This is a genomic window from Paenibacillus sp. FW101-FHT12H11 (assembly GCF_058790355.1).
On sequence record NZ_JBYTCO010000002.1, the window covers coordinates 205844 to 225920 of the forward strand.

The following is a 20077-nucleotide window of genomic DNA, read 5'->3' on the forward strand; positions in this document are numbered from 1 at the left end:
CTTATTAAAGGAGTGAACTAAATGAAAAAAATAATATTAGTTTGGTTTTCTTTATTAACAATTATTCTTAGCATACCGCTTACGGCTTCCGCTGATTCAGCTGTTTCTTGGTTAGACCCTGAGTGTTTTTCTGAAGGAACAAACCATACCTTCTTAAAATGTAATATTGATGCTGGAATTAGTAATGTTTTTTTGCAGCCTGAAGATAAAGTAAAATCAATTAATCTAACAGTAGAGATACAAAGGTATGATGATTCGGAAGGATGGTATACAGTTGATATTACTCCTCTTCAAAAATCTTATTTCACAGCAGTAGATGAAGTTCATGAACAAATACAAAAACAATACCCATCTGCGAATCATCAGGATTACCGAATAAAGGTAACAGGAACTGTAACAGGTCTTGAACTTGGGACATTCCCTTCGGCTACAGCGTATTCTAACTCAGTCGAATTAGGTTATATTATTACCAGATAAACAGTTTCTTTCAAGGAGCGTAGAGCATTACAATATCTACGCTCCTTATATCATAATTTAAGGAGATAATTTCCATGGATTACTTTGATGACATCGATAAGAATTTTTTTAAAGAATTGACTAGTACGAATTATCCACGACTAGAAGATGTTAATTTCAAATCTTTTTCAAGCGACATTACAAACAATGATATATCTCCTTTTGCAGAATTTTATATTGCACCATTTATATTTTTAACACAGCAGATGTGCATTAATATTCCTCTAACTTGTATAGATCTAAATGATGAAGCATTGAGGCAATTGATATGTCATTTTCAAAATGTTACTGTTATAACTTCAAAGGGAATTCCCGTAGAAATAAGATTATCAAATCTTGAAAATAAATCTAAGTTAATGTTTAATTCACGCATGGATCAAAAAAAAATAAATCCATTCATTCTTGATTTATACCATTTTCATGGCGAACATGATGCGTCAGGTAATTACAAGTATGTAAAATTTAATAATGAGTCTGTAAATCCTTCTTATGAAGGTTTGATAAATTCAATTCACATTAAAGCATTTGACCAAATATGGCATAAAATAAAACAAATTTACTCTGACAAAACTTATGTACATCTTTATCCAAGTTGGCAATTTTCAGACCTGTTAACAAACTCAATTGCATTTAATTATTTTACATTCGCCTGTAAAGAAGTTTATCTATGTGTAGATAATACAACGTCACGCATTATTGAACTAACTCTTTCAAATGATAAATAATATTAACCTTCCTCTCGTTTATCAATTAGTAAACAGTCCCAAGGAATTCGTTTGTAATGTGATAAGTTACTTGTTATTATGTTCTGACAAGTACCTTATCACATCAAATGAAAAATCTGCGACTACGCGGTATCTAATCTAATAATGTTCTTGTCACCCACAATCCCTAATCCCACAGATCTAATCACACCCGCGCCCCCTTATTAAGTAGCGAAAATAAACCTTTGACGAAAAAGATCATACTTATCAGCCACAGCACACCAATCATCGCGATCATGAGAGAATTATAAATAGAACTGGTAAAAGCTCTAGTTTCAAGCAACCGAATCCACCAAAGAGCTCCAATCGAGAACAGCACCAGATGAATCAAAAACCACCCGTACCCCATCCTTTTGAATTTCAGCATTAAGAAAAGGACGGCCGCCATCACCGGCAGCATCACGATCAGAAATCCCGCTCTCAAGTACACGATGACCTCCTCTTCCATGAACATAACGCTCTTCCCTCCTCAATATCTGAGAAATAATTCCAATTATATCGACATCGAGAAGAGAAGTACAATTTACATAATCTCCTTGCTGTTATGAAAATAGGGCTACCCAAAGGGACTTTTCAGTCCTCTCGAGTAAGCCCTATCGCTTCCAAAAGATCTTATCCGGTTATACTATTTTTTCTGATTTTTTGTGAAATCCCAACCGCCTGTCACCGTGCTTGACGTCTTTCCATCAGGACCAACAACATTGTATTTAAAAGTAATGGCTCCGTACGTGAGTTCAATGCTCTCATGCGTATCGTATAGGCTAAAATTGCTGACGAGGACTTTTTCCAAATCAATAACGAGGCCAACTTGCCTTTCATTGCCCGTGTTTTTTACGAAAACAATTTGGCCCTTCTCAATTACTTTCCCTGTTGTTGTATTTAAAAATAAGGGAATCGAGGCGGAATCAAAGTTTTTGTTGATCGATATCGGCTGAGCGGCAGCTTTGCCTGCGGCAGATCCGCTTCCGGCAGCCACCGTCGCCTTATTTGTCACTTCGAACGAGAAATCATTAAGCTGAATCCACTTCTCATACCCTCTTGTGATCGAATCCCCGTTAATGCCATCCAGTTTCAAAAAAATGTCATAATCATCGCTTGCAGCCGCCGCCGGAACTACGCTGAACGCGAGCACCAACACGCTAAGAATAAAGAAGATAAAAGCCTGTTTACGGAACTTGCTCAATCCCATCACTCCTCATCGGTTATGTTACAAAATGTAACTATCGACCTAATTATATAGGAGCAACTGACTTTCTATTCCGCAAATCTTTGTCCACTTAAGAAAAATACCGCGGTGTCGCCTACACTGGCTTTACACCAATCCAAATTCCTTGCCAACCTTCTGAAGGCTGTTCAACGCAAACGCTAAATCCTCTTTCGTATGTTGTGCCGTCACAATCAAGCGTACACGCCCTTTGTCCATGGCAACGGTCGGGTAAACGATCCCTTGCGCGAATACGCCTTCTTCCAGCAAGCGGTCCGAGAAACGCATCGTTTGTGCAGGATCGCCGATAATAATTGGAATGATCGGCGTTTCACTTGCTCCGGTGTCGAAGCCCAAACGCTGCAATTCACTGCGGAATCCATTGGCGTTCGCCCATAATTGGGTTACCAAGTCCTCGCTCTCGCGCAGCACCTGAATCGCCGCCAAGCACGTAGCTGCTACCGCTGGCGTCTGCGAGGTGCTGAACAGGAACGGTCTTGCCGTATGAATCAAATGTTCCTTCAACAATTGCGCACCGGCTACATACCCGCCAACAGCTCCGATCGCTTTGGACAATGTCCCGATCTGAATATGAACTCGGCCATGAAGCCCAAAATGATCGGTTGATCCTTTGCCATTCTTCCCTAAGACGCCGCTCGCATGGGCATCATCGACATACACAATGGCATCATAGGCTTCCGCCAATTGTACAATTTCCGGCAGCGGCGCGATATCGCCGTCCATACTAAATACGCCGTCCGTTACTACAACACGCTTGCGGTGCTTTTGCGTTTCTTTCAGCAAAGCTTCGAGCTGATTCATATCTTTATGGGCGAAAATTTTACGGCTTGCCTTCGTCAAACGAATGCCATCAATAATGCTGGCATGGTTCAATTCATCGCTAATGACAACGTCGTCTGCGCCAAGAATCGAAGACAAAGCGCCTTGATTCGTTGTAAAACCCGATTGAAACACGAGCGCCGCTTCCGTGCCCTTAAAAGCAGCCAGCTCCTGCTCCAGCTGTTCGTGGATATCCAGCGTCCCAGTAATGGTACGCACGGATCCGCTGCCGACGCCGTATTTCTCTATGGCGGCAATCGCGGCTTGCTTCAATTTGGGATGATGGGTCAATCCCAAATAATTGTTGGAGGACATTTGGAGAATTTTGCGTCCGTTCAAATTCATCCATGTATCCGAACCGCTTTCCCATATTTTTATCGTGCGGTAACGTCCATCGCGCTTCCAGCCCTCAATATCTGCCGCCAAATCGTTTAAGTAGTTCATCTTTGCCCTCCCAAGCCTTGTTTTAGTGAGTAAACACGATTTTTCCGCATTGTCCTTCATGCATCAAACGGAACGCTTCTTCGTACTGATCCAGCGTGAATCTGTGGGTGATGACGGATGCGAGATCAACCCGGTGCTGGTTCAATAATCCTTTCATTTGATACCAGGTTTGGTACATTTTACGGCCCGTGATGCCTTCTACCTTGAGTCCTTTGAAAATAATTTGATTCGTTACGTCCAAACTTACTTCTTTCGTCGGAATTCCGAGCAAGGACACCCTGCCTGCATTGGCCGCAGCTTCAAACGCATCCGCAATCGCCACGGGGTTTCCGGACATTTCAAGTACAACTTCAACGCCTTCGCCGTCTGTCAGTCTGCGCAGCTCTTCAGATGTACGCGCTTCCAACGCGTTTATCGTTACATCCGCCCCCATTTGCAAAGCCATCTTTAATCGGTTTGGATTAATATCTACCGCATAAATCGCTCCTGCTCCGCAAGCTTTGGCTACTTTAATGGCAAGCAAGCCAATCGGTCCTACACCGATAATCGCCACTGTTTTACCCACGATGTCTCCGGACAAAACGGTTTGCACCGCATTCCCTAGCGGATCTTGCAAACAAGCGATTTCATAAGGCAGCTCAGGCGCATTATGAATAATATTACTTGCTTTCACAACCGCATATTCGGCAAAACATCCCGGCGCGGTAATCCCAAAGCTTTTCGTATTCGGACAAACATGCCCGTTTCCGGTTCGACAAGCCTTGCAAGTGCCGCATATCATATGCCCTTCTGCTGAAACATGATCTCCGATCTTAACGCCTCGTACGCGGTCCCCGATGTCAACGACGATGCCCGCAAACTCATGCCCGAAGACATTAGGTGTCAGCACCGTTTTATCAGCCCAAGCATCCCAATTGTAAATGTGCAAATCCGTTCCGCAGATGGAAGTTGCCTTAATGTGAACGAGCACTTCATCGTCACCAATCGTGGGAACGGGAACTTCCTTCAGTGTAGCACCGGGTCCTCGGTGTTCTTTAACCAACCCTATCATTGTTGCGCCCATCATTTTTCCTCCTAGGACAAATATGCAATATAGTACACATACGTGCGTTTTACTGTCTATATATACCATAGTACACGAATGTATGTTATATTGTAAATAGGCGATTTTTACGGACACAAATTAAATAAAAGGAGCCACATTGATGCAGGAACCGATACACAAAATGGTGGGCAGAAAGCTGCTGAACATAAGGAAAACAAGAGGTTTAAGCTTAGATCAAGTTGCCGAATTGACGGGTGTCAGCAAAGCTATGCTGGGGCAGATTGAGCGAGGAGATTCGAACCCCACCATCTCCGTTTTATGGAAAATTGTGAGCGGATTACAAATCTCTTTCACGAGCTTGATTGAGGATGACGAACCGAAGATTACGGTTGTTCGTTCCGAAGATCTTTCTTCCTTTGATGAGGAGGACGGCCAATATCGCGCCTATCCCCTTTTCCCTTTTCACCCGCAAAAAAGCTTTGAAATCTACACCGTCGAAATGGAGCAAGGCTGTACCCATGCTTCTGAGCCGCACAACGAGGGTGTCGAAGAGTACATTCTAATGGTCGAAGGCAAGCTGCAAATTTCAATCGCTCAGGAAAGCTACATTCTTCAACCTGGAGACGCAATCCATTTCACAGCAGATCGTCCGCATACGTATACGAATTTGTCTGATCACAAAGCGGTATACAAGACTCTTATTTACTACCCATCTTCTTAAAAAAACGCAAGCAGCCAGCCTCTCTGGTTGCTTGCGTTTTGTTTATACCGTAACGAGTCGCTTATAGAACTCTTCAATCGCAATGGGCTTGCCGCCATTCAAGCGGGATTCCTCCGCTGCGAACGACATCAGATGGCTGCGCACGGAAACGGAAGCGGAAGAACTGCTTTCTCCCCCGTTATACGTTCTGACTTCGCTCAAGAAGCTGCGCACAATGCCCGCATCTCCGCCGTTATGCCCCTCTTCCGAGGCGTGCACACGCACGGTCGTTTTCTCATTCGTCACAAAATCATGAATGGTGAATTCGTTCTCTTCCATGTTGCCGCGAAGATCGCCTTTCGTGCCCATGATTTGCAGAATACGCGTGTTATCACGGGTAAATCCGCACATGCTGAACATTGCAGTCGCACCGCTCGCGAACTCCATATTAACAACTTGATGATCAACGACATTATTATCGCTGCGATACACACACTTCCCGTAAGGCGTCGTGCTCAATGCTTCAATGATACCTTCATTGCTCGTATCCGTTGTGAATTTACGCGCCCAACGGCGTCCAGCTCCCAAATAATATTTAGGTGCATAGTATTGACAGCTCATTTCTGCCGGGCAGCCGTCCAAACATCGCGCAGGCGCACCTGCAGGCGCATTCTCTTCGTTGAAGTGCATCAACGAACCAAAGGAGCTGACACGCTCGCATGGCTCGCCCATGATGTAAGAGAGAATGTCCATGTCATGGCATGATTTGGCTAAAATCATAGGGGAAGACTTATCGGAATTATTCCAATTGCCGCGTACAAAACTGTGTGCCATATGCATATTGCCGACATTTTCATTCAACTGAATATTGACGATTTGTCCGATTTTACCTTCTGTAATCACGCGTTTCATTGCCGTCCAGAAAGCTGTATACCGCAAAACATGGCAAATGGTTAGCAGCCTGTTATGCTTCTTCGCCATGAGTTCCATCTCCACGCACTCTTCCGGACTAGGAGACATCGGTTTCTCCAGCAAAACATGATAGCCAAGCTCCAACGCTTTCAATGTGGGATGATAGTGCATTTGATCCTGCGTACAAATGATGGCGATATCCGCCAGCTTGGGCTGTGCAAGCAGCTGCTCCCAATTCTCAACAGCGTGTTCCGGCGCAATCCCATGTGCGGAAGCAAAGACAGCGCGACGCTCCTCATTCGGTTCAGCGACTGCTATAATTTGTAATTCATGCGGGTAATTCAGTGCGTATGGCGCGTAAGCTTGCGCCCCTCGATCACCTGCGCCGAGCAGGATTGCCGTTACTTTTTGCATCAAATACTCATCTCCTGTGACTTCGTCTATAACGATAATGATAACGATAGGCTAATATATGCCAATGATTAAGACTTGCTTCCTGTGAATGCGATCCCTTGAATAAAAGAACGTTGGAAAACGAAGAAAATGATGATCATTGGCAAAATCGCCATCATGGAGCCTGCCATAATGATCGTATAATTCGTTTTGTGCTCCCCTTCCAGGAAGGCGATTCCTGCGGACAATACCATTTTATCCGGCGATGAGTTGACAATGAGCGGCCACATCAGATCGTTCCACGACCACAACATGGTGAAAATAGCTAACGCAATCATCCCGGATTTTGCAAGCGGCATCATGATTTGCCAATAGATTCGGAACTGATTGCAACCATCCAGCTTCGCGGCTTCTTCCAATTCATTAGGCAGCGTCATAAAAAATTGGCGCAGCAAAAAGGTCCCGAAAGCACTGAATAGACCCGGTACAATTAGTGCTGTCAATGAATTCAACCAGCCGAGATCCTTCATAATCATATACTGCGGAATGAGAAATACTTGCCCAGGAACCATGAGGACCGACAACATCAGGATGAAAAAGAAGTGGCGCCCCGGAAAAGCTATCCTTGCAAAAGCATATGCCGCTAACGAACAGATAATCAACTGGCCAATCACTTTAACCAAAGTTGTTATGAATGTATTCCAATAGAAAGTAAAGAATGGCAAGTTTACAAAAACCTTCGCATAATTGCTCCATTGAAAAGCTTTTGGCAGCAAAACGGGAGGAATGGCCGTTGACTCTGCTAATGTTTTTACCGATGTAAGAAACATCCAGATAAATGGCGTAACCATGATAATTGCACCCAATATGAGGATAAGATGGATTCCGCCGATTCGAAGCGATTTCTGATTGAATGGTTTCGTATTCATACACTCGCCCCTCTCATTCGTAGTGAACCCATTTCTTCTGAATTTTCATCTGAATATACGTAATGATCATGATAATGACGAACAGCATGACGGCAATGGAAGAGGCGTACCCCTTGGCATTTTTGAGAAACCCGTATTTGTAGTATAAAAATACAATCGACTGCGTAGATTCCATAACAATTTCGCCAACCATCATATAAATGTAATCAAATACCTGGAACGCACCAATGAGAGACGTTACCATGACGAAAAAAATCGTCGGCGTTAAAAGAGGCATCGTAATTCGCGTGAATTTGGTAAAAGAACCTGCCCCATCGATCGATGCGGCTTCATAATAAGACTCCGAGATGCCTTGTAGGCCGGATAAAAAGATAATCATGTGCGAGCCAATGGAACTCCAAATGGCTACGATAATGATAGATAATAATGCCGTTCGATTGTCCGTCAGCCAGTGCGGCCCTGTAATGGACAATTTGCTGAGTACATAGTTAATGAGTCCAAAGTCGGAATTGTACAACCACTTCCACACCATGGCTACCGCTGCAGGCATTGTAACGACAGGGAGAAAATACAGGGTTCTATATACCGATAACCCCTTTACCTTTTGATTCAGCAGAACAGCTAAGATAATGGATAAAATAATGCCGACCGGGACAGCCGTTATAATGTAGATTCCCGTATTTCGAAAGGCGTATAGCAAATCTTTATCTGTAAAAAGCTGCTTATAATTCGCCAATCCTGACCATGTATACTTGCCGAATGAACCCCAATCCGTGAATGAAAAATAAAACGTTTGAAACACGGGCCAAATGTAGAAAACGAGCAAACCGAGCATTAAAGGTGTGATCATGATGTACGCCCACATCCAATCGGACCGGCGTTTCGAGCTGATTCGCATGAGTACTCACGCTCCCATGAGTGTAGTTAGGAGGGAGATTCGCTCCACTTGCAAACGAACCTCCGCACCGAAAGCTTATTTTTCTGCAGCTAGCGCTTGATTCATTTTGGCGCCGAGCTCTTTGGCTGCGTCAGCTACCGGTTTATCTCCTGTCCATGCATTTTTCAAAATCTCAGTTTCATAAGTTGTCCATACGGATGTATTCTTGGAAACCGGATAAGGGGAAGCATACTCCGTCATATCGATGAACGCTTTGGCGTGGTATTGCGGGAATGCTGCTAACCAAGCTGTTTCAGAGCCTTTGAAAGCCGGAATCGCTCCGCCTTGCTTAGCGGCAACTTCTGCCGCCTCTTTCGAGCCAAGGAATTTCACAAATTCCCATGCTTCTTTCGGATGCTTGGAATTCGCGGAGATGACATGGCCTAAGCCGTGAATAACAACGCCTTGTTTTTTCCCTTTTGGAAGTGGTGCCACATCGGCATTGTTCTTCATATCGGCATTCTGATTAATCATGAAAGCTGCCCATGAACCGTCAAAATACATCGCCAGCTTGCCGGAGGTAAACAAATCCGAAGGTGCCGTTTCTGTCATTTGCGCCAATGTAGGCGATACTTTATGAACTTGAATGAGATCCGTCAAGAATTTCAAACCTTCAATCGCTTCCGGCTGATCATAACCCGATTTCTTGTGATCATCGGAAATAATGTTGCCTCCGGCTTGAAGAATCGTGTTGTAGTAATCCTCTTGATTCATCATTGGTGCTGCGAAGCCGTAGATGCCTTTGCCAGGATCGGTAAGCTTTTTCGCAGCTTCCGTTAGCTTATTCCAATCCCAAGTTGCGTCTGGATAGGCAACTCCTTTTTCATCGAACAGCTTCTTGTTGTACCATAGTCCAATCGTGTCATAATCCTTAGGAATTCCATAGTTTTTACCACTAAGGCTGTAAAGGGAAACCAGTGATGTCGGATAATTTTTGAGATCAACTTGGTCCTTTTTAATGTTTTCGGTCAAATCCAACAACATTTTATTTTCCGCGTATTTAATGAAATTCGGACCGTTCATCCATAGCACGTCAGGCATCGTTCCGCCTTGTGCCGCTGTTTCCAATTTGGTGAAATATTGCTTATACGGTGTATTCTCTGCTTTAATTTCAATGTTCGGATGACTGGCTTGAAAGGCTTTGATAACCTCCGTCATCGTATCCAGGCCCCAACCGCCATAAGTAATGGTTACTTTCTCACCGCTGGCGGCGGCTGTTGCTTTTGCATCATTTGCAGGCGCACCGGATGAGACGGGATTAGAGGAAGAGGAATTACCGCAAGCACTTGCAACAACCATTGAAGACATCAACATAGTTAAGCAGACGATTTTTTTTGTATTCTTTACCATTTCGCAATCACCCTTTTTTAATTTTTGTGAAAGAAACATGACCTTGCTAAAAATGGAACCCGTAAAAGCTGATTTCACCTCCTTGACGTAATAAAATAGTTTGGCGCCAAATTCAGGATAACGTTATCCTGAGTAATAAAAAAAATTAGCTTCTAGCAAATGTGGACGATTCTCTCACAATAATTTTATGTGGCAGCAGTACTTTGGATAGCGCCAGCTGCTCTCCTTTTAACATATCCAACAAGGTTGCAGCCGCTGTCAAACCGATTTCCACTTTCGGCACATGCACCGAAGATAACGGTGGCGTCGTGTATTGCGCAAAATCAATATTATCCATCGAGATGAAGGCGATATCCTCCGGAATTCGCAGCTGACTTTCGATCACAGCGCGCATAGCCGGAATCGCCAACTGATCGCTTGCTGAGAAGATTGCCGTTGGGCGCTCCACGTCGGTCCGTTTCAATTGCTCTTTCACGTATTCGTAACTGCGGTCAATTTCCCAACGGGTGTCTATCACCCAGTCTTTATGTAAGGGAATGCCGGCGTCATACATCGCGAATTTGTAGCCTTGGAACCTTTCTTCACTGTTGAGCTCTCCCGTATGTCCTGGCCCGCCGATAAATCCGATAGAACGGTGGCCCTGCGCAATGAGGTGATCAACAGCGGATTTGGCAGCGTGGATACGATCGTAGTCCACCATCGTAATCTCAGTCCCAATCGTACAAATGCCAATTAAGGCTAGGTCCTCTACCTTTTGCAAATAATCCAGAATGGCCGGCCCGACTTCGCCAACGATGATGATGCCGTCCACTTGAATATCATGGATGCAGCGGTGAAGCAAAGCATCGTCCGCGAGCTCGTCCGAAGTATGAATGAAGGCTAATGAATAGCCTGACTCCAAAATCTTTTTCGTAAAAGCCGTAATAATCGGCGAATAGTAAGGATGATCGTCATTGAGTCGTGCCGCTTGAATAATGCAGCCGATTTGTTTAGTCTGTCTCTTCTCGGTCTTCTGCTTATTCACAAGATGGCGTGCTGACTCGTTCGGTGTGTAATCGAGCTGGCGAACGGCCTCCCAAACTTTGGCCCTCGTCTCCGGATTTATATGCCTGCTTGTATCATTTCTAACCACTCGCGAGGCTGTTGAAATGGAGACGCCCACTAAATCAGCGATATCCTTAAGTGTAGGCATAGTGACAGCTCCTTTTTATCCAAAACCGTGATCCAAATTCTTGCCCAAACGTTTTCCTGAGCATGCTTACATATTAATGTATCCCCTTACATAGTGTCAATATAGTTACGATGAGAATTCTTATTTTTGTTTTTCGGCACAATTCTGACATGGTTGGTTGGTATTCTCTTTTACGGAAAAACCTTTTGCCATAGTTTGTATAGGCAGAAAATTAACATGCTGTTGCACAGAATTAATAATAAATTTGCGAGAAGTCCCAAAACAAACAGTTTTTTCCACTTGTTCATTTCGGCTGGATGGAGATAAGGTTTCAAAAAATTTAATTCTTTGAAATCCAATAAACTCTGTATTATACCAAAAATAGAAACTATCGACCAAACCACAAGGAAAATTGCAAATAAAAATGCGCAGAAGTAGAGGATCGCATATTGGCCAAATAACCAAATAAGATAGCAAGTAGAAATTGACAAAAGTATGACAGCCCATCCGATTGCCCCAACGATCACAGGTTTTTTAAAAAGCTTTTTGCTTTCTGTGCTCATCGTTTCACTAAACCGAATGAAATCTTCATGTTAGGAGCGTAGGTTAGTACCGAATCCTCGTTGAACATTTTTGAAAATAAGTACTCCGCCTCGTATTGACTCTGCGCTTCGCTCTCTGTCAGCCCTCGGTTCATCAAATTGCGTATAAACTTGCTTTCTTCCCCTGGAAAACCGCCAATCCCTTCCTCTCTCAAGGAGTTGTACAGCCGTTGTCTCTTTTGTGGCTCCGCACTCGGATCTAGAAAATTAACTTTATCGCTTAGTCTGCACTGCACGTTTGTTAAACCTAATTCGCTTAGATATTCGGGTATTTTTATCCCGATATTTCCGTCTTTTCCGTTACTTTTGGTATCCTGCTCAAATAGTTTTTGCAATATTCCCAAGCGGATCACTTGGCTTTGATCGTAACCTTGCAAACTGTAGTTAGACATGTTGGCAATCCAATGCGGCTCGAAGCAGATGACCATCCCTTCATCCTTCACGCAATCGATCATCTTGTCGAGTAACTTCTTCGCGTCTGACAGATGCAATAATAACGCATGGCAGACCGCCAGATTATATTTTCTGTCGATCGCTAACGTTTCAACATCTGCTACGATAAAATTTGTTGTAAAAGGCAGCCTTGCAAAGATTTCCCTTGCTGTGTTAATTAGCTCTTTTCCTTTGTCAATCCCCGTATAGGTGGACCCTTCGGGCAAAAGCGGTAACAGCTTCAGCCCCAAAAATCCGTAGCCGCAACCATAGTCAACGACGTTCACTGGCTGAGTGATCTTCCAGACTGACTTCACTAAAAACTCCAAATAGTCATCGTTGTAGTACAAATCTCTTGTATTTCTTAAATATTCAATTTTGTTATCCCATTCATAATCGGACATTTAGGACTCCTTTGCTTTTATTTGTCGCTTGCTTGGCATTCCACTTACATTAATTCCCTATGACCCAGCATATCCCTGCATGTCATGGGAACTACAGTCCGCTAATCCTCTGAAAAAATACTTCTTCCATCTGCCAGGGGAACTACGATCCCCTATTCTGCTGATTTCATCCGAAAACCGTGACTCTGAGGCCAAATAAGAGCCTGCAGTTCCCGCTCACCAAGGAATAAGCTGATTCACCTGCAAATAGTGGACCACAGTTCCTCTAAAATCTCCTTAGCGGAATTCTCGCTAGGTTCATGAAATTTGTCGTGTGCTACTGAGGAGGAAGTTGATTGTATCGTGAATTTATGTGACTGGAAGGTGGAAGCTGGCTATATCGTGCATTTATGTGACTGGAAGGAAGAAGGGTGGTGAAGTAGCTAGCTTATAAACCCTGACGGGGTTGTTCCGTCAGGGTTAATGTTGCACCCGCAACAAAAAAGACAGTCTCAACAGACTGTCTCCACTTTCCTCAAAACTGATGGCCGCAAGATGAACAAAACTTCGTGTCGGCCACAACGACTTTTCCACAAACGCATTCTTTTTCATTGCGAAGTTCAATGATTTTTTGATCCAATACGGCAATTTCTTGCTTAACCGCGTCGATGCCAAGGCTGAATCTCTCGACGATCTCGCCGGCACTGGCAATATCTCCCGACATATAAGCGGCATACACGGACTCTCCAATGAGATTATAAAATTTCTCTATCTCCTTCTCCTTGGAAGAGACTTGCGCTTTAAGCTTCGTCAGCTCAACGGTTTGCTGAGCTTTCTTCGCGGCATCCGTTGCACCTTGTTTGACTTTGTCAAAAAAAGACATGGGGTACCCCCTCCATTCATCGTTTTCTGCCCATAACGATTCATATGCGCCCCATGCCCAACTCATACGTCACGTTCACATGTTCCAAGCCGGCAGATTTCAAATATGATGCAGCATATGTACTTGATCGACAAAAGAGGTAAAGCCTAATCCAGCTAACAGTTCATTTAACCCTTCATTGGAATGTCTGATATTCAACGTCAATCGCGTACATGAAGAGGCAAGTGGTGCGTATACTTCCCTTAAAGCCGCTTTCAGAATCTCCGTTTCATCCTCGCGTCCCGGACGTGCTTCACATTGATAAAGGACGATCGATGCCAAACTGCCATTCTCCGCATAAACTCGCTTGAAAAGTGCATAACCTACCACTTCCTCAGAGGCCGTTACAATTACGCTTTCGCCGCCTTTCATACTAGGCCATTGTGTCTGCCAGGCAGACACCGGCCTATTGAATGGCACCGCATTAACTTCAACGGGATGTCCCCTACGTAACGTATATCTTTCTGGGAGATTTGATTCCAGCAGGTTAACATTAATCTCGCCCGTATGCTGCAAACAGACAAGCTGTTCAGTAATCTCGTAGCCGACCTTCTGGTAAAGTTTAATCGCAGCTTCATTTTGAACAAGCGCTTCAAGCAAGGCGCTATCCACACTCTGCTCTTGATATAATTGCAAATTTCTAAGCATTAAGTGTTTTCCGTATCCCTTACCTCTGTAATCAGGGACAATTCCGGTACCACCGTTCCACGCCACCTTTTTCCCTTCAATGGCGCGAAATCCGTTCATGACGAAACCAATCGGCTCTTCATTTTCAAACAATACCAACGAATGCTCCAAGGAGAGACCTTCATGAACGGTTCTTGCCATGAATTTGCTCATGTCCAGCGAACTGTTGAGATAATACCCTTCGAAGCCTTTATTCCATAGCGCTACCATATCTTCGGCGGACATTTCGCTCATTCTTCTGAAAAACATTGCCTACCTCTTCCCTTCAAAGGATTACCCCGTGATATAGCGGAACATCATACTCTCCATATCATCAATTGTGCGCTTGTAGTCGGCTTCCTCGCCACTTAACATGTAATGCAGAGCGAGGCCATCCCGAATGGACCAGAATAACCGGGAAGCTGCCGCGCTATCCAAATCCGAGCGAAATTCGCCTGTAAGCTTGCCGCCATCCATGATTTCCTTAATGAACACTAAGGCTTTGTCCGCATACTCATTCCATCGCTGTGTTAATTCGGGTTGGCGTGCTGCATACAGCATAAATTCCAAATGAAAGGCTATCCATTTGCGAAGTTCTGCCAGCGATTGGCTGCGAAATCGGTTGTACATGTAACGGATTTGATCCGCTGCGCTAGGCATGCTCTTGAAGGTTTCTGTAGAGTTCTCCAGCATGGCATTCATTTTATCATCAGCCATCTGAATATACATTTCTTCTTTACTGGCAAAATAGCTGTAAATAGCGCCTTTGCTAATGCCCAAATGCCGTACGATATCATCCATCGTCGTAGCCTGGAAGCCTTTCTCCGTAAAACAGTGGAGCGCTCCCTCAAGAATGACGGCCTTCTTCTCTTCCTTGTAGGCTTGCGTGACTTTCGGTGACATGCTGCTCCTCCTTTTCTATTAAATGACCCAGTCCCCTTTGCGGAATACCGGTTCAACTTCGCCATTCATCTTAATCCCGTCGATGTCCATATCGGCCGAACCCATCATAAAATCTACATGCGTCAAGCTTTCGTTCAAGCCGCGTTTCAGCAGCTCCTCTCCACTCATGGTCACGCCGTCTTTCAAGCAAAACGGGAATCCCCGACCGATGGCAAAATGGCAAGAGGCGTTCTCATCATACAAGGTATTGTAGAAAATGAGATTCATATCCGAGATCGGCGAGCGATGCGGAACAAGTGCAATCTCCCCCAAATAATGAGATCCTTCATCCATCTCAACGAGAGTGCGCAGCATTTCTTCGCCTTTTTCCGCTGCAAAATCAACGATCCTTCCCTCTTCAAAAGTCAGAGAGAAATTTTCGATAAGAACACCGTTGTAGCTTAGCGGCTTCGTGCTTCTTACGGTACCCTTTACACCAGTGCGTAAGGGAGATGTAAACACTTCTTCTGTCGGCATATTTGCGATAAAGCGATCTCCCTGCTGATTATTGCTGCCGGCCGATACCCATAAGTGGTCCTGAGGCAATTCAACCGTAATGTCCGTACCTTCCGCGCGGTAATGAAGCGCCTTATATTGCTTCTCATTCAGCAAATCGGATTTGGTTAGTAATGTACGGGCATGATTCCTCCATTCCTCGATCGGATCATCTTTCTGGACCCGCGTTGCTTGGAAGATGGCACTCCATAACGCATCTACCCGCTCCTCTTCCGGGAGGAGCGGGAAAACTTTATCCGCCCAAGCTGGAGTTGGCACAGCGACGATCGTCCAGCTGACTTTGTTTGTCAATCTTGCCATCGTTAGCCCTTGGGTTGCCGTGCTTGATGTTTTGCTGGCGGTTTGAAGCCGTTTGGGATCAATACCGTTCATCAGATCCGGGTTATTGGCAGAAACATATAGGAAAGCGGCATTTTGGCTTGCTAGTTCTTCATAACCATTGGCTTGCCACATCGGGTATTCAAGTAGCGCTTCAAATGGCGCCAATTCATATTTCAAGCGTGTAATTTCACTGTCAGCCCATTCCACATAGACAAGCTTTGCCCCTATTTCGTAGGCGCGTTTGACTAATAAGCGTACAAAATCCACCGATACTAGAGGTGCGAAAATGACTAGTGTTTGTCCCGGCTGCACATTAACTCCCAGTTGTATAGCCAAAGACGCATATTTAACTAATTGATCATGGCGTTTAGTCATTGAAATCCTCCTCATCTATTCTCTCTTTAAAATGACTACACAGTCGTTTTTATTATCAATCCAAATCGTTTTAACTGTCAAGCGAATTTGTTAAAAAATTGTTAAGTCGATCGAATCGTATGCATCATCTGTTCCCGTGCTTGCTTGGCTTCCGGACAAGGAAATAACGGCCAGACATGAAGCATAGACGGGTATTCATAATAATTTATGGGAATACCCTGCATGCCAGCGAGTTTACTGAATTTATTCGCATCAGGATATAAGATATCATGCGTTCCGATATACACGCTGATCCTTCCCAAGTCATGGAAATTCCCGTAAATTGGGCTAACCAAATAGTGCTTCACACTTTCTTCGCCCGCATACCACTTGGCAATATCGTGCAGCGCCGGCGTAGCTGAGATCGGATCTTGTTTCTCGATCATTTTTATCATGGGATGGCTGAAGGTCATATCCAGCAAAGGGGAGATCAAAATGATATTCCCTGGTTGTTTAAGCCCCTTCTCCCGCAGGAATTGTGCCAAAGCCAAGCTCATCCCGCCACCGGCCGAATCTCCCATCATAACGATATCTCGTTCCTCAACATCCGCGTACACTTGGCGATACAGAGGGACGAGCATCTCAAAAACATCCTTGTGGCTATGCGCTGGCGCAAGAGGATACATCGGAACCGTGACCGTACAGTGTAACGAATCAATTAAATACCCTATAAACTCCCAGTGCAGCGAGGTGATTTTGAGCACATGGCCACCGCCGTGCAGATAGAAGATATGCTTGTTTCCTGCCACTGATTCCAAAGGTTTCACGACATAATAAGCATGACCGTTTGCTTCATAGTTGTGGCAATCATACTTTTTAAGCATATTCTTAGGCGGTTCATAACTTTCTTTATGCTGCCTATTTCCTACTTCGCTTCGAAGGGCTTCCCCTGTCTTTTTCCATATGGCATTGACTTGTATGAATCGTAATCCAGCTTTAATGAACCGGCTTTGTATGCTTTCTTTTGCCATTGTGTCCGCCTCCTATGTTGTCTTGCGATCAACTATACGGGACAATTTTTAAGTGAATATAAACAAAAAAAGAGCTGCCAATGGCGAGCCCCTTAAGTAACTGTTATTCGACTTTTGTCACAATCCTCGCGGAACCGCTGGGAATGATATTTCAAATTCCGTCCCCTTGCCTACTTCGCTGGTAATATGTATTTTCCCCTTCATCGCTCGAATAAGACTGAATGAGACCATTGTACCCAAGCCAGTGCCTTTCTCTTTGGTGGAAAAATACGGCGTACCCAATCGGCTAATTTGTTCCTTCGTCATGCCAATCCCGTTATCACGTATTGTAATCATAATCTTATCGGTCTGCTCTTTTAGCCCAATTTCCAAAACACCACCGCTTTTCGACATCGCCTCAATGGCATTTTTCCCAATATTGATCAGCGACTGCCTAAGCTTATTCCGATCCCCTTGAATATACATTTGTTCATCCTGCAAGATCACTTCAATTTTGACATCGTTATAATTGGCAATCGTTAATAACACCTGAGAAATATATTGCACTTCATCCTTCATCAGGATCAGCTCGTCTTTCTCAGGTTCAGGCTTTGCGATGGCCAAGTAGTCGCTAATAATGATTTGTGCCCGCTCTAATTCATCCAGTGAGATTTGCTGATAAAATTGGAGCTTCGATGGGGCCAAATGAGGTACCCCCATAAGTTGAATAAACCCTCTAACGGCCGTGAGCGGATTTCTGATTTCATGGGCAACCGACGCCGCCATCTCGCTGACAATCCTCATTTTCTCACCATGGACTGCGTCTTCCTGCATATGAATGTACTTCTTTTGAAACTCGATTAGATAAATATAGACGGCGATTACCACACTCTGCAGAATGTAGGTTTGGGAGGAGGAGATGAGATTGGCAGTAAAAAGCTCCATCTTACCAATACTCGTTAAATAAATGAGAAAACTAACAATTTTAACCGCTACGCAAACAATGACGGCAGAAATCATTTTATGGACTAAACGCATTTGTCGATATCTTTTTAGCAGCAAGACGATAAAAATAATGGTTGGAATAAACGAAACGCAATAAATCAAATTATTTGGATTTCCGAGAAGATAACGGACTAGGATAATTGCCGCATACAGAAACATCGACACATAAATTCCGCCATACAGGGATCCGACAATCAGTGGAATGGATCGAAAATCATAGACCAAACCATTCAAATTAACCGGAATGGACATCGCGAACCCAATGGCTGCTGTGAAAAAAAAGCAAAGCCACAGCCGATACTTCATGCTATGACTTTGAAATTTGTACAAATAGGGATAAACAACAAGCGGAGAGAAAATCAAGAAGATATTTAATATAAAGTCTTTAAAAAAATCAATCATAGAAACATCATCTTCTAATAAGGCCCCCGAATGTAGTCTCTCACCCTGTCCTCATAAAAAGTTTGAAGTCGCGCCATTTCTTCCTCGGAAAAAGATGTTGTCTTCGCCGTGCCGAGGTTATCAGCAACTTGGCGTTCGTTTTTGAATCCCGGAATCACGCAGGTAATATTCGGATTGTCCAAAATCCAGCGCATAGAAGCTTGCGCCATGTTGCCGCGGCCTTCCGCGATCCATGCCAGTTCCCTTGCCAGCTCCACTCCCTTAGTAAATGGAAGCCCGGCAAACGTCTCGCCAACGTTGAACTGTGCGCCATCCGCATTGAAATTCCGGTGATCATCGGCAGCAAATGTGCTCGTTTCTGTGAACTTCCCGGTCAGCAGGCCACTGGCTAACGGAAGTCTGACCAGAATCCCTACCCCCGCAGCTTGCGCTTGCGGAAATAAAGTTTCCGCCGGTTTTTGCCGGAACAGGTTATAAATCACTTGCAGCGCCTTGACTCCTGGCTTACTCAGCGCGAACAAACCTTCTTCCACCGTCTCGACGCTAACGCCGTAATGACGAATTTTGCCTTCCGCTTTGAGCTTGTCCAGCACTTCGAAAACGTGACCATCCTTCAAAATGGCTAACGGTGGACAGTGAATTTGATAGAGATCGATTCTTTCCCGATTCAATCTTCTCAAGCTGTCTTCACAATACGCTCGAACCGTTTCCTCTGAATACGTTTTTGCATCATAGATATCTCCAGCGCGGCAAAACTTTGTTGCTATGTAAATGTCATCTTCTTTTCCTCTAGTTGCTTTGGCCAGCAGTTCTTCCGCATGCCCCGATCCATAAACATCGGCTGTATCAAAAAAGTTAACCCCATCTTCCATAGCCAAGTGCAAGCCTTTAATGGCTTCATCATCGTTAGATAGTCCCCAGCTCCCACCGATGGCCCATGTGCCAAAGCTAACCTCACTAATGCTAAGTTCCGTATCACCTAGTTGACGGTATTTCATTGCTAATTCCCCCTCCTCGTAATTGTGGCTTTGGTACAAAGTGCAGCATGTCTATATTCTCCATATATCTCCTATTTCCCTCTTTTGAAGAATAACACCGAGACGGCTGTGCGCGCTTATTTCCAGAACCATTTTTCATAAACAAAGTAGCCCAAATAGGAAAGAACCCCTAAGGATATATTCAACCATCCGGTAAAAAGAGCGCTTTTTTTTTCCCTCTGCAAGTTTGCTTTCTTATAAATTCTCACATCGAAAACTAAGACAAGCAGTCCGGAGACCAGCAGCAGCAAAACTGTGTAATTATTAAAGGTGATCATAG

Annotated in this window: 21 protein-coding genes; 3 read left to right on the top strand and 18 right to left on the bottom strand. The window is 44.3% G+C overall.

Going from position 1 to position 20077, the window contains the following annotated elements; all coding sequences use genetic code 11:
• The first annotated feature begins 21 nt into the window (after positions 1–21).
• Positions 22–477 carry a hypothetical protein gene (locus AC3WTJ_RS06505; RefSeq protein WP_492521147.1) on the top strand — a complete coding sequence of 152 codons (456 nt, stop codon included), beginning with the start codon at positions 22–24 and terminating at the stop codon, positions 475–477.
• A 74-nt stretch (positions 478–551) separates the two neighbouring features.
• Positions 552–1241, top strand: a complete 690-nt coding sequence (locus tag AC3WTJ_RS06510) for a hypothetical protein (RefSeq protein WP_492521148.1) — start codon at positions 552–554, stop codon at positions 1239–1241.
• Positions 1242–1425: 184 nt separating this feature from the next.
• Here the strand turns inward: AC3WTJ_RS06510 and AC3WTJ_RS06515 are convergent, their stop codons facing one another.
• The 4 genes from AC3WTJ_RS06515 to tdh form a co-directional block, all read right to left on the bottom strand.
• Entirely contained in the window at positions 1426–1734 is a 309-nt protein-coding gene (locus AC3WTJ_RS06515; RefSeq protein ID WP_492521149.1) for a hypothetical protein, read from the bottom strand.
• A 171-nt stretch (positions 1735–1905) separates the two neighbouring features.
• A complete protein-coding gene (locus AC3WTJ_RS06520; protein ID WP_492521150.1) occupies positions 1906–2463 on the bottom strand; it encodes an Hcp family type VI secretion system effector in 558 nt (185 codons plus the stop codon).
• A 129-nt stretch (positions 2464–2592) separates the two neighbouring features.
• Positions 2593–3768: a glycine C-acetyltransferase gene (locus AC3WTJ_RS06525; protein WP_492521151.1), complete on the bottom strand. Its 1176-nt coding sequence runs from the start codon at positions 3766–3768 to the stop codon at positions 2593–2595.
• 22 nt (positions 3769–3790) lie between these two features.
• On the bottom strand, positions 3791–4831 hold the full coding sequence (tdh, locus tag AC3WTJ_RS06530; RefSeq protein WP_492521655.1) for an L-threonine 3-dehydrogenase: 1041 nt from the start codon (positions 4829–4831) through the stop codon (positions 3791–3793).
• A 142-nt stretch (positions 4832–4973) separates the two neighbouring features.
• On the opposite strand from tdh, the gene AC3WTJ_RS06535 reads away from it, so the two are divergent.
• Positions 4974–5534 (top strand): helix-turn-helix domain-containing protein, encoded by a 561-nt coding sequence (locus tag AC3WTJ_RS06535; RefSeq protein WP_492521152.1) that lies wholly within the window; start codon positions 4974–4976, stop codon positions 5532–5534.
• A gap of 42 nt (positions 5535–5576) precedes the next feature.
• Here AC3WTJ_RS06535 and AC3WTJ_RS06540 read toward each other — a convergent pair whose 3' ends face one another.
• From AC3WTJ_RS06540 to AC3WTJ_RS06605, 14 genes are all read right to left on the bottom strand, one after another.
• Positions 5577–6839: a Gfo/Idh/MocA family protein gene (locus tag AC3WTJ_RS06540; RefSeq protein ID WP_492521153.1), complete on the bottom strand. Its 1263-nt coding sequence runs from the start codon at positions 6837–6839 to the stop codon at positions 5577–5579.
• 68 nt (positions 6840–6907) lie between these two features.
• Entirely contained in the window at positions 6908–7747 is an 840-nt protein-coding gene (locus tag AC3WTJ_RS06545) for a carbohydrate ABC transporter permease (protein WP_492521154.1), read from the bottom strand.
• A 13-nt stretch (positions 7748–7760) separates the two neighbouring features.
• Entirely contained in the window at positions 7761–8645 is an 885-nt protein-coding gene (locus tag AC3WTJ_RS06550) for a carbohydrate ABC transporter permease (protein ID WP_157326515.1), read from the bottom strand.
• A 75-nt stretch (positions 8646–8720) separates the two neighbouring features.
• Complete coding sequence (locus AC3WTJ_RS06555) at positions 8721–10034, bottom strand: ABC transporter substrate-binding protein (protein ID WP_492521155.1); 1314 nt, start codon at positions 10032–10034, stop codon at positions 8721–8723.
• Between the two features lie 145 nt (positions 10035–10179).
• Positions 10180–11226: a LacI family DNA-binding transcriptional regulator gene (locus AC3WTJ_RS06560; RefSeq protein WP_157326517.1), complete on the bottom strand. Its 1047-nt coding sequence runs from the start codon at positions 11224–11226 to the stop codon at positions 10180–10182.
• A 538-nt stretch (positions 11227–11764) separates the two neighbouring features.
• A complete protein-coding gene (locus tag AC3WTJ_RS06565; protein ID WP_492521156.1) occupies positions 11765–12643 on the bottom strand; it encodes a methyltransferase domain-containing protein in 879 nt (292 codons plus the stop codon).
• A 514-nt stretch (positions 12644–13157) separates the two neighbouring features.
• Positions 13158–13505: a hypothetical protein gene (locus tag AC3WTJ_RS06570; protein ID WP_492521157.1), complete on the bottom strand. Its 348-nt coding sequence runs from the start codon at positions 13503–13505 to the stop codon at positions 13158–13160.
• A 99-nt stretch (positions 13506–13604) separates the two neighbouring features.
• The gene (locus tag AC3WTJ_RS06575; protein ID WP_492521158.1) at positions 13605–14480 is read right to left on the bottom strand and encodes a GNAT family N-acetyltransferase; all 876 of its coding nucleotides are present in this window, start codon (positions 14478–14480) and stop codon (positions 13605–13607) included.
• Between the two features lie 24 nt (positions 14481–14504).
• Complete coding sequence (locus tag AC3WTJ_RS06580; RefSeq protein ID WP_492521159.1) at positions 14505–15113, bottom strand: TetR/AcrR family transcriptional regulator; 609 nt, start codon at positions 15111–15113, stop codon at positions 14505–14507.
• Between the two features lie 18 nt (positions 15114–15131).
• Positions 15132–16364, bottom strand: a complete 1233-nt coding sequence (locus tag AC3WTJ_RS06585; protein ID WP_492521160.1) for an aminopeptidase — start codon at positions 16362–16364, stop codon at positions 15132–15134.
• 101 nt (positions 16365–16465) lie between these two features.
• Entirely contained in the window at positions 16466–17374 is a 909-nt protein-coding gene (locus AC3WTJ_RS06590; protein ID WP_492521161.1) for an alpha/beta hydrolase fold domain-containing protein, read from the bottom strand.
• Positions 17375–17491: 117 nt separating this feature from the next.
• Complete coding sequence (locus AC3WTJ_RS06595) at positions 17492–18760, bottom strand: ATP-binding protein (protein ID WP_492521162.1); 1269 nt, start codon at positions 18758–18760, stop codon at positions 17492–17494.
• Positions 18761–18774: 14 nt separating this feature from the next.
• Entirely contained in the window at positions 18775–19758 is a 984-nt protein-coding gene (locus AC3WTJ_RS06600; protein WP_492521163.1) for an aldo/keto reductase, read from the bottom strand.
• Positions 19759–19874: 116 nt separating this feature from the next.
• A complete protein-coding gene (locus AC3WTJ_RS06605) occupies positions 19875–20075 on the bottom strand; it encodes a CLC_0170 family protein (RefSeq protein WP_492521164.1) in 201 nt (66 codons plus the stop codon).
• Positions 20076–20077 lie beyond the last annotated feature (2 nt).